Origin of the sequence: Curtobacterium sp. MCSS17_005 (assembly GCF_003234225.2) — a bacterium.
In the GTDB taxonomy this organism is placed as follows: domain Bacteria; phylum Actinomycetota; class Actinomycetes; order Actinomycetales; family Microbacteriaceae; genus Curtobacterium; species Curtobacterium flaccumfaciens.
Window position 1 is genome coordinate 2,003,230 of record NZ_CP126258.1, and the last position, 12,081, is coordinate 2,015,310.

11 protein-coding genes are annotated in these 12,081 nt (G+C 71.6%); 7 read left to right on the plus strand and 4 right to left on the minus strand.

Features of this window, described 5'->3' with window-relative positions; genetic code table 11:
• Positions 1 to 311 precede the first annotated feature (311 nt).
• Positions 312 to 1,673 (minus strand): MFS transporter, encoded by a 1,362-nt coding sequence (locus tag DEJ20_RS09675; protein ID WP_111236260.1) that lies wholly within the window; start codon positions 1,671 to 1,673, stop codon positions 312 to 314.
• 229 nt (positions 1,674 to 1,902) lie between these two features.
• Positions 1,903 to 2,553, minus strand: coding sequence for a hypothetical protein (locus DEJ20_RS09680; RefSeq protein WP_146245481.1), 651 nt, complete (start codon positions 2,551 to 2,553; stop codon positions 1,903 to 1,905).
• A gap of 360 nt (positions 2,554 to 2,913) precedes the next feature.
• Here DEJ20_RS09680 and DEJ20_RS09685 point away from each other — a divergent pair, with 360 nt between their 5' ends.
• Positions 2,914 to 3,129: a hypothetical protein gene (locus tag DEJ20_RS09685; protein WP_027465592.1), complete on the plus strand. Its 216-nt coding sequence runs from the start codon at positions 2,914 to 2,916 to the stop codon at positions 3,127 to 3,129.
• Here the strand turns inward: DEJ20_RS09685 and DEJ20_RS09690 are convergent.
• Both DEJ20_RS09690 and DEJ20_RS09695 read right to left on the minus strand, forming a co-directional pair.
• Complete coding sequence (locus DEJ20_RS09690; RefSeq protein ID WP_111236258.1) at positions 3,126 to 3,863, minus strand: YidC/Oxa1 family membrane protein insertase; 738 nt, start codon at positions 3,861 to 3,863, stop codon at positions 3,126 to 3,128. The genes DEJ20_RS09685 and DEJ20_RS09690 overlap by 4 nt on opposite strands.
• 61 nt (positions 3,864 to 3,924) lie before the next feature.
• Positions 3,925 to 4,218, minus strand: a complete 294-nt coding sequence (locus DEJ20_RS09695; protein WP_111236257.1) for a DUF6412 domain-containing protein — start codon at positions 4,216 to 4,218, stop codon at positions 3,925 to 3,927.
• Between the two features lie 66 nt (positions 4,219 to 4,284).
• On the opposite strand from DEJ20_RS09695, the gene ybaK reads away from it, so the two are divergent.
• The 6 genes from ybaK to DEJ20_RS09725 all read left to right on the plus strand — a co-directional run bounded on the left by ybaK (position 4,285) and on the right by DEJ20_RS09725 (position 12,074).
• On the plus strand, positions 4,285 to 4,770 hold the full coding sequence (ybaK, locus tag DEJ20_RS09700; protein WP_111236256.1) for a Cys-tRNA(Pro) deacylase: 486 nt from the start codon (positions 4,285 to 4,287) through the stop codon (positions 4,768 to 4,770).
• A 96-nt stretch (positions 4,771 to 4,866) separates the two neighbouring features.
• Positions 4,867 to 7,473, plus strand: coding sequence for an ATP-dependent Clp protease ATP-binding subunit (locus DEJ20_RS09705; RefSeq protein WP_111236255.1), 2,607 nt, complete (start codon positions 4,867 to 4,869; stop codon positions 7,471 to 7,473).
• A 786-nt stretch (positions 7,474 to 8,259) separates the two neighbouring features.
• Positions 8,260 to 8,493 carry a hypothetical protein gene (locus DEJ20_RS09710; RefSeq protein ID WP_146245480.1) on the plus strand — a complete coding sequence of 78 codons (234 nt, stop codon included), beginning with the start codon at positions 8,260 to 8,262 and terminating at the stop codon, positions 8,491 to 8,493.
• A 240-nt stretch (positions 8,494 to 8,733) separates the two neighbouring features.
• Positions 8,734 to 9,276, plus strand: coding sequence for an adenine phosphoribosyltransferase (locus DEJ20_RS09715; RefSeq protein WP_017887364.1), 543 nt, complete (start codon positions 8,734 to 8,736; stop codon positions 9,274 to 9,276).
• Between the two features lie 123 nt (positions 9,277 to 9,399).
• Positions 9,400 to 11,421 carry a threonine--tRNA ligase gene (gene thrS / locus DEJ20_RS09720; RefSeq protein ID WP_111236253.1) on the plus strand — a complete coding sequence of 674 codons (2,022 nt, stop codon included), beginning with the start codon at positions 9,400 to 9,402 and terminating at the stop codon, positions 11,419 to 11,421.
• A complete protein-coding gene (locus DEJ20_RS09725) occupies positions 11,421 to 12,074 on the plus strand; it encodes an HIT family protein (protein ID WP_258377240.1) in 654 nt (217 codons plus the stop codon). Before thrS ends, DEJ20_RS09725 begins: the two co-directional genes overlap by 1 nt.
• Positions 12,075 to 12,081: the final 7 nt, after the last annotated feature.

Genomic DNA, 12,081 nt, shown 5'->3' on the forward strand with positions numbered 1-12,081 from the left:
TCGCCCGCGGACCCGTCAGACGACAGTTCGTGCTACCCCGACGCCCCGTCAACGGCATGTCGTGACCACTCGGGGCCGGGCCGCACGCCTTCGCCGCGGTCGCACAACACGCCGCCCGGATACGCCGAGGTGCCACGAACCGTCGCGCACCGCGGTCGCACAACACGCCGCCCGCGTTCGCCGAGGGGTCACGAACCGTCGCCCGCCGACCCGTCAGACGACAGTTCGTGCGACCCCGACGCCCCGTCAACGGCAAGTCGTGACCGCTCGACGCGCCGACCTCGCCGCCCGGACCGTGCCCGCGCCCGCCCCTAGCGCGTCCGCGGCCGCCGCACCGAACCCGTGACGACGCCGATCGACCCCGTGACCGTCTGGATCGCCCGCCCGACGACCGGCACCGACGTGGTGACGACCGCGAGCGACGACGTGATGGCCTCGATGGACGAGGTCGACAGGTGCTCCTGCGTGTGCGTGTGCACCGGGAACCCACGGCGCGCCAGCACGACGACCCCGAGTGCGCCGACCAGCACCGCGGCGCCGGCGAACGGCAGGTACTGCAGCCCGACGATCCCGAGGGCCTGCCCGCCGAACGCCGCACCACCGGCGATGCCGATGTTCGACGCGCCGTTGACCAGCGCGCCGGCGATGTCGGGGGAGACGCCTCCGGCTCGGATCGCCGCGGCCATGAAGAGCGTGCCGGTCGTGCCGTTCGCGGCCATCCAGACCCCCGCGACGACCATCGTCCCGATCAGGGAGCCGTGCACGAACGGCATCGCCGCGAAGGCCACGACCATCACGGCGACCGAGGCGATCAGCGTCTGCCGGGGCGCACGGTCGACGAACATGCCGGCGAGCCAGAGCCCGACGACACCGGTGCCACCGAGCACGAGCAGCGCCCCGCTGACCATGCCGGCGTCGAGCCCGGCGTCGATCGCGTACGGCCCGATGTAGGTGTAGACGACGTAGTGCCCGCCGAACAGCAGCATGTCGGCGATCACGACGGACAGCAGTCCGGTGCGCGCCCAGGCCTTCGGCGACCCGATGTGCGGCGACGAGGCGCCGCGGACGGCGGGCAGGAACAGCAGGGCGACGACCGCGAGTGCCGCTGCGGCGACACCGACGGAGAACACGGCCTGGCGCCAGCCGATGTGCTGCGCGACCCAGGTCGCGACGGGCACGCCGAGCACGAACCCGAGCGAGCTGCCCGAGTACACGAACGCGATCGCCCGTCCCGCCAGCCGTGGCGGGACGATCCGGGTGGCGTACGCCGAGGCGACCGAGAAGAACAGTGCGTGCGCGATGCCGCCGACGACGCGTCCGGCGCAGACCACGGCGAACGACGGTGCGAGCGCGACCATCAGGTTCGACACGGTGTAGCCGACGAGCGTGGCGACGAGCACGGTCTTGCGGGGCAGCTTCGCGGTGAACGCGGTGAGCGGCAGCGCGAGGAGCGCGACGGCCGCGGCGTACACGGTGATGACGATGCCCATGGTGGCCTCGGTCACGCCGAGGTCGGCGCTCATCGTGCCGAGCAGCCCGACGGGCATGAGCTCGGTGGTGATGGCGAAGAACGTGGCCAGTCCGAGCACGGCGATGCCGACGATGGACTGACTGGTGACGGTGATCGGCCGCGTGTGGGTCGACACGGCCGAGGTGGTGGTGTTGGTGGACACGCTGCTGACCTCCTCCGAGGCACGGTGGAGCGCGCGACGATGCCGATCGTTCTGACGGCGGTGACCGGGAGGGTCTGCGGGGCGCGCTCGCTGGCGGATGTGGATGATGTGGGTACGACTCCACGACGAGTGCGCTCATCCAGTGTTGCACGACGGAACGGCTCTCGCGAGGGCATCCAGCAAATACATCGGAGCGCTCCAACGAAACACTCAGCTGCCGGTCCGCCGCTCAGTACTCGTTCGTCACCCGGCCCTGGACCCCGCCGCCGCGCAGCTCGATCGTCAACGTGCCGCTCCGGGACTGCGCGGACATCGACACCGATCCGTGCAGCGCCGCCTGCCGCGGGAAGCACGCCGTCGACGACTCGATGCGGTCCGCCGTCGCCACCAGGCAGATCGTCGACCGGTCGGTCCCGATGCCGGCCCAGACGTTCCAGGGGGTCTCGGCGGTCCCGCCGTCGAGCGCCCGGTTCGTGAAGACCAGTCGCGTCGTGTGCAGGCTCACCGGCGCAGCGACCGGCCCCGGCAGCTGGTCGGCGTACGTCTGCGGGACGTCGAGCAGCTGTTCGAGCGTGATCGTCCCCGCTGTCGGCGTGACGCTCGGCGCTGCGGCGACGTCCGGTCGCGCGGTCCCGACGAGCGTCCCGGCGGCGAACGCGACGCCCACCGCCGCAGCCGCGCCGCCCGCGATCCAGGCGCGTGGTCGCTCCGTCCACAGCCACCGCCGCCACCGCGATCGCTCGGTCGGCTCGGCCTGGAGGCCCGGCTCGTCCCCGCCGTCGCCCCGCGCGTCGTCGACGTGGTCGCCCCCAGCGCCGCCGGTCGCCTCCGACACGTCGGCGCCGGCAGGCACCGCCGCCGCGCCGGCGGGGAAGGACACGGGCACCGCGTCAGCGGGCGAGGACACGGGCACCGGTACGGGCCCTGGACCCGATCGCGTCGCGGACGGGACGGACGTGCGGACCGGATCCGGGCCTCCCGGCAGGGGATCCCGCGTCGTCGCGACCGCACGCGCGCGGGGTCGCCGTCCGCGTTCCAGGTCCTGCAGGGCGATCCGGGCGCGCGCCGCGTCCGCCGGGCTCGATCCTGCTCCCCAGGCGACGGCCTCGAGCCGTGCCCGTTCCGCTGCCACGTCGTCGTGGGCCATGCGCACTCCCGCTCTGCCGGTCGCGTGGACGGGTCCATCGTGGCACCGCGCAGCCGTGCGCGCGCACCCAGAACGAGGGAGTAGGCGTGGTGCATGAGCACCGACCCCATGCCGCAGCACGACGCCGACGCCGAGACCCTCGAGCCGCTGAGCCACGACACCCAGTCCGGCGAGGCCGACTACGTCGCGACCAGCCCCGGCGGTGCCGGCACGGAACGCCACGTGCCGACCGCCGACGAGGAGCAGGGCCGCGGCACCGAGTACGACCCGGTCGACCAGGGACCGCAGCAGGAGGGCCAGGGCGGCTAGCGGACCACCCGTCGCAGCACGGCGCGTTCGCCGTAGGTCCAGGCCGCACTCGTCACGACGTAGAGCGCGGCGGCGAGCGGTGCGATCGCCGCGAACACGACCGTGACGAACGGCACGTACCGACCCACGGCGGCGGTCGCGGCGGCGCCGGGGACGCCCGGCTCCGGCGCCGGCACCGGGTTCCAGTGCGCGTTCGACCGACGGCTGAGCTCGACGACGACCGCCAGCACCGCCAGCAGGACCAGCACCACCCAGGCGTGCACCCACAGCGGCGAGGTCAGGGTGACGATGAGCGAGTGGCCGAGCGGGACCCCGACGAGCGTCGCGTCGAGCATGGCGTTCACGGTGCCGCCGATCGAGGCGTGCGTGAACAGGGTGTAGACGAGCGACACGACGGGTGCCTGCGCCAGGACGGGCAGGCAGCCGGCCAGCGGCGAGACCTTCTCGTCGGTGTACAGCTGCTGCATCGCCCGCTGCAGGCGCTGGGTGTCGCGGCCGTACCGCTTCCGCAGCGCCGCGAGCTGTGGTGCGAGGCGCCGGCGGTCCCGCTCGGCCCGCACCTGCAGCACGGACAGGGGGACGAGCACCAGGCGGACGGCCAGGGTGAGGAGCACGACGGCGATCGCCGCGGCGAACGAGCCGGCGACGGGGGAGAGCACCGCGGTGAGGGCGGTGACGAGGTCCGCGCCGCCGTGCAGCAGCGGGCCGACGAGGGGCAGGGTGGACAGGTCCATGACGGTTCCGATCGGTGGTGGGTCAGCGGGGTGCGCGAGCGGCCCGGCCACCGGTCGGTGGTCAGGCCGGGGTCGCGAACCCCGGTGCCCGTGAGCGGACGTGGCCGTCGGCGTCGGGGTGGCTCCACCCGATCCGGGTGACCAGGTCGGGCACCGCCGACCGGTCCGACACGGATGCCGAGCCGACCCCGAGGACGGCTGCCAGCACCGCGACGAGCAGCCGGGCGACGACGACGGTCACGGCGACCGCGGTCAGCCCGAGTGCCGCCACAGCCAGCAGGGGCAGCACCCCGGCGGCCGGGTCGCCGAGCACCAGCGCGGCGGTGGCGCGGAGCAGCAGCAGGACGGCGGTCATGGTCCGTTCAGCGTAACGCCCGCGTGCCGTCGAGGACCGGAAGGTGCGGCGGGGGAGGATCACGGCATGACCGCAGGTTCGCCGAGCACCCCAGCGGCCGTCGCGCTCGAGGCGGCCGGGGTCCCGTACACGCCGCACGTGTACGAGCACCACGAGAGCGCCACCAACTTCGGAGAAGAGGCGGCCGCCGCCCTCGGGCTGCGCGAGGAGCAGGTCTTCAAGACCCTCGTCGTCTCCGTCGACGGCACCCTCGCCGTCGCGATCGTGCCGGTGGCGAACCGGCTCGACCTCAAGGCGATCGCCGCCGCGGTCGGGGGCAAGAAGGCGACGCTGGCCGATCCCGCCCTCGCCGAGAAACGCACGGGCTACGTGGTCGGCGGCATCAGCCCGGTCGGCCAGAAGACCCGGCTCCGCACCGTGCTCGACGAGTCGGCGCTGTCGTACGCGAGCATCTTCGTGTCCGGCGGACGTCGCGGCTTCGACGTCGAGGTGGCACCGACGGACCTCGCGCGGATCACCGAGGCGGTCGCCGCGCCCATCGCGCGGACCTGAGTCGAGTCGCCGCAAGTTTTTTCCGGACCCGGGAATGACCCGGGCCCTCCTGCGTTGCATTGAGTCGAAGGCACTCAAGTTCCCCAGGAGGTCCCTTTGCCAGAGACGTTCGGCCCGACCGGTGGCAACGACTCGTTCGACGAGTTCCTCGCCCGCCTGCTCGCGGCACAGCGCACCGGTGACCAGCAGCGCGTCCGCGCATTCGGTCGACCGGTCGACATCACCCGGCTGCTCAGCCGCCGGACCCACGAGCTGCTCCAGCACACCGCCGAGTACGCGGTCGCGCAGGGGCAGCGCGAGATCGACGCACTGCACATCCTGCACGTGCTCGTCCGCACCGAACCGTTCGACGCCGTCGTGCGTTCCGCCGGGGTCGACCCCCAGCGACTCGCCGAAGAGATCGAGCAGCGCCTGCCGATGGCGCACGAGCCGCTGGCCGAGCAGACCGGCCGGCCGGCACTGACCGGCACCGCCCAGCGCATCCTCGTCGAGGCGACGCAGGCCGCGCGGGGCTTCGGCAGCACCTACACCGACCCCGAGCACGTCTTCTTCGCGCTCGTGATGGACCAGGAGACCGTGACCGGCCAGCTGCTCGCCAGCGCCGGGATCACCCCGCAGGTCATGCAGGACTACGCCCAGCAGGCCGCGGCAGCAGCACGAGAGGGGCGCCCCATGCCCGGAACCAACGACGCCGTCGGCACCGACCAGGCCACCGACAGCGACACCCCGACGCTCGACCAGTTCGGCACCGACCTGACCCAGCGCGCCCGCGACGGGCACGTCGACCCGGTGATCGGCCGCGCCGACGAGATCGAGCAGACCGTCGAGATCCTGCTCCGTCGCACCAAGAACAACCCGGTGCTGATCGGTGAGCCCGGCGTCGGCAAGACCGCGATCGTCGAGGGCCTCGCCCAGCGCATCGTCGACGGTGACGTCCCCGCCCTGCTGCAGGGCAAGCGGGTCGTCGCGCTCGACCTGCCCGGCATGCTCTCCGGCACCCGCTACCGCGGCGACTTCGAGGAGCGTCTGACCAAGGCGATGGACGAGATCGCGGCGCACGCCGACGAGCTCATCGTCTTCGTCGACGAGCTCCACACCGTCGTCGGCGCCGGTGGCGGCGGCGAGGGCGGCTCGATGGACGCCGGCAACATCCTCAAGCCCCGGCTCGCCCGCGGCGACCTGCACCTGGTCGGCGCGACGACGCTCAACGAGTACCGCCGGATCGAGAAGGACGCCGCGCTCGAGCGCCGGTTCCAGCCCGTCACGGTGGGGGAGCCGAACGTCGAGGACGCCGTCGCGATCCTGACCGGCCTCGCCCCGCGCTACGAGGAGCACCACGGCGTCGTCTACACGCCCGAGGCACTCCGCGCCGCCGTCGAGCTCTCGCACCGCTACGTGACCGACCGGCACCTGCCGGACAAGGCCATCGACCTCATCGACCAGGCCGGTGCACGCCGTCGCCTCGCCCTGTCGGGCGACGTCGACGTCGAGGCGCTGCGTGCCCAGGTCACCGACCTGACGGCCCGCAAGGACCGCGCGGTCGCCGAGGAGCACTACGAGGAAGCGTCCGACCTGCGCGACGAGATCGTCGGACTGGAGGCCCGGATCACCGCCGCCTCGTCGGCGGACGCCAGCCGCGCCTCCCGTCCGGAATCGGCGGACACGTCGATCACGGAGGCCGACATCGCCGCCGTCGTGTCGCGCGCGACCGGGATCCCGGTGACCCGCCTCGGCTCGGCCGACAAGACGCGGCTCGCCGCGCTCGAGTCCGAGCTGCACGACCGAGTCGTCGGCCAGGACGACGCCGTGCGGGCGATCGCGAAGGCGGTGCGACGCAGCCGGACCGGCATGGGCGACCCGCGTCGTCCGGTGGGCAGCTTCCTGTTCCTCGGACCGACGGGCGTCGGCAAGACCGAACTCGCGAAGGCCCTGGCGTCGTCGCTGTTCGGTGACGAGTCCGCCATGCTCCGCTTCGACATGAGCGAGTTCGGCGAACGCCACACCGTCTCCCGCCTGGTCGGTGCCCCTCCCGGGTACGTCGGCTACGACGAAGCCGGCCAGCTTACCGAGCGTGTCCGCCGCAACCCGTACTCGGTGATCCTGCTCGACGAGGTCGAGAAGGCCCACCCGGACGTCTTCAACCTGCTGCTGCAGGTGCTCGACGACGGCCGGCTCACCGACGGGCAGGGGCGGACGGTCGACTTCCGGAACACGGTCGTCATCATGACGTCGAACATCGGCTCGGAGTTCCTCGCCTCCCGCTCGGGAGCGCTCGGGTTCTCCCCGGTCGGCGCGACGGACGGCTACGCCGAAGACGACCTGCGGGCCCGCGTGATGGGCAAGCTGCGCGAGGCGATGCGGCCCGAGTTCATCAACCGCATCGATGAGATCGTGCTGTTCCGCAAGCTCGACCGGTCCCAGATCGCGTCGATCGTGTCGCTGCTGCTGCAGGACACGGCGCTCCGGCTCGTCGCACAGGACATGCTCCTGTCGGTGTCCGACGCGGCGGTCGACTGGCTCGCCGAGCACGGGTACGAGCCGGAGTACGGCGCCCGCCCGCTCCGTCGGCTCATCCAGCGCGAGGTCGACGACCGCATCGCGACCCTGGTGGTCGAGGGCGGGGTCACCGCGGGTGACACCGTGCGGATCGACGTCGAGGGTGATGCCCTGACGGCGAGCGTCGCGGAGCACGCGGCGGTCTAGTCCGGCCGCACGCACACACGAGGGCCCGGTACCGATTCGGTACCGGGCCTTCGTCGTGCTCCGTCACACGGTGCGAGGTTGCCCGCACCGTGCGCGCCTGCGAGCCCGCACCGAGCGCGCAGGCTGCCACCGGTCCGCCGACTGCGCACGGTGCAGCCGGGAGGCACGGCTCCGGTGCACGACGGGAACTCGGCACGCAGCCGGCTCGTCGACACGAGAACACCAACCTCGCACCGTGATCAGCCTGTTCGGGAATGCAATTCCGGATGTTTTCCGGAAAAGGGGTTGCGCTCCGAATTGCGGTGCCGATAGTGTTCACTCGTCGCGAACGGTCGAACATTCGACCCGGACGACTCCGCCAGCTCGTGACCGAAAGGGGGCCGACCATGATGATCTCAACGACCACTCCGTTCCGTGGAATCCGCGGACGCGTCGGTACCCCGTTCCGCGTCCGCTGACCCGGGGCGTCCCACTCTCCTGACACCTGTGCCCCCGGGCACCGTGCGCTGAGCCGATCAGGCTCGCGCAGCACCGGTTCGTTTGTCTGCTGAACGGCTCGTCGGCTCGTCGATGCGTGCCGTCCGATCTGCGCGGACGACCCCGGAAGAATGTCGGTGGACAGTGCGACGCTCTCGGTGTCGACGAGCATTCCGCGATCGTTGTCCGAACATTTCCGGACCATCCCGGAGTGCATTCTCACGCATTCAATTCCTGCTGCCCGCAACCCGGGCGGATTCGTCCTGCCCGACACACGGGCAGCTCTGCCGTGCCCTGAAGGGGAACACCGTGTCCACGAAGACCACCACCCGTCCACCCGATACCCGCGCGGTGCGCCGCCGGGTCTCACTCGCCGACCGCATCGCACTCCGAGTCGGGATGTCGCTCATCATCTGGAGCCGACGCACCCGCAAGGAGCGGCCCGAGGTCGACCTCGCCACGCTGGCCCGCCTCGAGCGCGAACGCCAGCAGCGTGAAACCGACTGGATCACCCAGGGCGCCGCCATGCGGATGTGGCGCTGACCCGCGGCGCTGCGTCGCCGGCGCTGTCGTCGGCGTCGCGCACGCACCGTGCGTCATTCCGGAGCCCGTGCGGCCTGAACGGCTCGGTGCGAGGAAACAACCTCGCACCGAGCCATCTTCGTCGAACCGTCCGACGAAGCCCGCACCGTGCAGCGAACGGTCGGCCCCGCACGAGGCGACCACCCTCGCACCGTGCGCCGACGTGTCGGACGCACCCCGGGCCTCCCGTACCGTTGGCGGGTGACCGAAACCGCAGCTGCACTCGTCGAACGCCTCACCGCCCTCGTGCCGGACTTCCCGAAGCCGGGGGTGCTCTTCCGTGACGTGACGCCGGTGTTCTCCGACGCCGTCGCGTTCGGCCGCGTGTGCGAAGCACTCGCGGCACCGTTCGCGGTCGGAGCCGGGTTCGACGCGGTCGCCGGCATCGAGGCCCGGGGCTTCGCACTGGCCGGGGGCATCGCCGCCCAGCACCAGGTCGGCGTGCTCACCGTGCGCAAGGCGGGGAAGCTCCCCGGCGAGGTCCTCAGCGAGCAGTACGCGCTGGAGTACGGCGAGGCCGAACTCGAACTGCGACCGGGTCAGCTGCCCGCCGGCACGCGGGTGCTCGTCGTCGACGACGTCCTGGCCACCGGCGGGACCGGCGCGGCCACCATCACGCTGCTCGAACGCGCCGGGTACCAGGCCATCGGCTTCGCCGCCCTGCTCGAGCTCGACGGCCTGAACGGGCGCGAGCGTCTCGAGCCGCGGCTGCCCGTCGCGACGCTCGGCGCCGTCCCGGCCTGATCGCGGGCAACTGCGCGGTCGGGGCAGCATCCGTCTTCTCCACAGACGCGTCCCCGGCGTCCGCACGCGAGCACGTCTCGCACTAGTCTTGACGCACCATTTCGATCGAGGAGTCCCATCATCGTGACCGAGTCAGTCGCACCCGCGCCCGCCGAGCTTCCCCAGGCACCCGAGCCCCGGACCGCGACGACGACCACGACCGGCACCGAGCTCTTCGACGGTGAGCGCGGCGTCGTCGCGATCCGTGTCGACGGTGTCCTGAAGGACCTCGCGGCGGACGTGCAGGCCGGCGAGACCGCCGAGGCCGTCACCCTGCAGGAGCAGGACGGGCTCGACATCCTGCGGCACTCGGCAGCCCACGTGCTGGCGCAGGCCGTGCAGCAGATCAACCCGGACGCCAAGCTCGGCATCGGACCGCCCGTCACCGACGGCTTCTACTACGACTTCGACGTCGCTGAGCCCTTCACCCCCGAAGACCTCAAGGCGATCGAGAAGGGCATGGACCGCATCGTCAAGCAGGCCCAGCGCTTCCGTCGCGTGGTCGTCACCGACGAGCAGGCACGCGAACTGATGGCGGGGGAGCCCTACAAGCAGGAGCTCATCGGCCTCAAGGGTGCGGCGTCCGACGGCGACTCCGGCGAGAGCGTCGAGGTCGGTGCCGGCGAGCTCACCGTGTACGAGAACGTCGACCCGAAGTCGGGCGAGGTGCTCTGGCAGGACCTCTGCCGCGGCCCGCACGTTCCGCACACCCGCTGGATCGGCAACGCCGCCAAACTCATGCGCGTCGCCGCCGCGTACTGGCGCGGCTCCGAGAAGAACCCGCAGCTGCAGCGCATCTACGGCACCGCCTGGCCCGACAAGGACCAGCTCAAGGCGTACCTGGTGCGCCTCGAGGAAGCCGCCAAGCGCGACCACCGCAAGCTCGGCGCCGAACTCGACCTGTTCTCGTTCCCCGACGAGATCGGTTCCGGCCTGGCGATCTTCCACCCGAAGGGCGGCATCATCCGCCGCGAGATGGAGGACTACTCGCGCCGTCGGCACGAGGAGAACGGCTACTCGTTCGTCTACACGCCGCACATCACCAAGGGCGACCTGTTCGAGACCTCCGGGCACCTCGGCTGGTACAAGGACGGCATGTTCCCGGCCATGCACATGGACGAGGCGAAGGACGAGGACGGCAACGTCACCCGGCAGGGCGCCGACTACTACCTCAAGCCGATGAACTGCCCGATGCACATCCTGGCGTACCGGTCGCAGCCCCGCTCCTACCGCGACCTGCCGCTCCGGATGTTCGAGTTCGGCACGGTGTACCGCAACGAGAAGTCCGGCGTCATCCACGGGCTGACCCGCGTGCGCGGCATGACCCAGGACGACGCGCACATCTTCACCACGCAGGAGAAGATGAAGGAGGAGCTGACCACGACCCTCGAGTTCGTGCTCTCGCTCCTGCGCGACTACGGCCTCGACGACTTCTACCTCGAGCTGTCGACGAAGGACCCGGAGAAGTACGTCGGCGACGACGAGATCTGGGACGTCGCGACGAACACCCTGCGCGAGGTCGCCGAGGAGTCCGGCCTCGAACTGGTGCCGGACCCCGCCGGTGCGGCGTTCTACGGCCCGAAGATCTCGGTGCAGGCCCGCGACGCCATCGGCCGCACGTGGCAGATGTCGACCGTGCAGCTCGACTTCAACCTGCCCGAGCGCTTCGGCATCGACTACACCGCGGCCGACGGCTCCCGCCAGCGTCCGGTGATGATCCACCGCGCGCTGTTCGGCTCGATCGAGCGCTTCTTCGGGGTCCTCACCGAGCACTACGCGGGTGCGTTCCCGGCGTGGCTGTCGCCCGTCCAGGTCGTCGGCATCCCGGTCGCGGCCGAGTACGGCGACTACCTCGACGAGGTCATCGCGAAGCTCCGCGCGCACGGCGTCCGGGCCGAGGTCGACCACTCGGACGACCGCATGCAGAAGAAGATCCGCACGCACACCAAAGCGAAGGTGCCGTTCCAGCTCATCGCCGGTGGCGACGACCGTGACGCCGGCGCCGTGAGCTTCCGTTTCCGCGACGGCCGCCAGGACAACGCGGTGCCCGTCGACGAGGCCGTGGACCGCATCCTCACCGCGATCCGCGAGCGCGCGCAGGTCTGATGGCCCTCCCAGGAGGCCCGGAGCAGGCCGCGGGGACCGGTCACGTCGATGACGTGGCCGGTCCCACCGCCGCCGCGGGATCCGAAGGCGCGGACACCGATCCGCTGGTGATCCGCGACGCGGCCACCGGTGCAGCCGTCCCGGACACGTTCCAGCGGCTCTGGAACCCGCACCGGATGGCCTACATCGACGCCGGCCGCGAAGGCCGGGGTCGCGGGCACGACGACGACTGCCCGTTCTGCGAAGCCCCGCGGATGTCCGACGAGGACGCCCTGATCGTGGCCCGGGGCGAGCACGCCTACGTGCTGCTCAACCTGTTCCCGTACAACAACGGGCACCTGCTCGTCTGCCCGTACCGGCACGTCCCGCTCTACGACGAGGCGACGCCGGACGAACTGCGCGAGATCGGCGAGCTGACCCAGACCGCGATGCGGGTGCTGCGCGAGGTCTCGCACTGCGACGGCTTCAACATCGGCATGAACCAGGGCGAGGTCGCCGGCGCGGGCGTGGCCGCACACCTGCACCAGCACATCGTCCCGCGGTGGCAGTCGGACGCGAACTTCTTCCCGATCATCGCCCGGACCAAGTCCATGTCGCAGTTGCTCGGCGAGACCCGCCGACTCGTCGCCGACGGGTGGCCCCGGGCGCACTAGACTGGTC

Excerpts from the sequence above, each read along its gene's own strand:
- DEJ20_RS09685 (WP_027465592.1), top strand. The coding sequence starts at position 2,914 with ATGAGCACCGACCCCATGCCGCAGCACGACGCCGACGCCGAGACCCTC.
- DEJ20_RS09690 (WP_111236258.1), bottom strand. The coding sequence starts at position 3,863 with ATGGACCTGTCCACCCTGCCCCTCGTCGGCCCGCTGCTGCACGGCGGC.
- DEJ20_RS09695 (WP_111236257.1), bottom strand. The coding sequence starts at position 4,218 with ATGACCGCCGTCCTGCTGCTGCTCCGCGCCACCGCCGCGCTGGTGCTC.
- ybaK (WP_111236256.1), top strand. The coding sequence starts at position 4,285 with ATGACCGCAGGTTCGCCGAGCACCCCAGCGGCCGTCGCGCTCGAGGCG.
- DEJ20_RS09725 (WP_258377240.1), top strand. The coding sequence starts at position 11,421 with ATGGCCCTCCCAGGAGGCCCGGAGCAGGCCGCGGGGACCGGTCACGTC.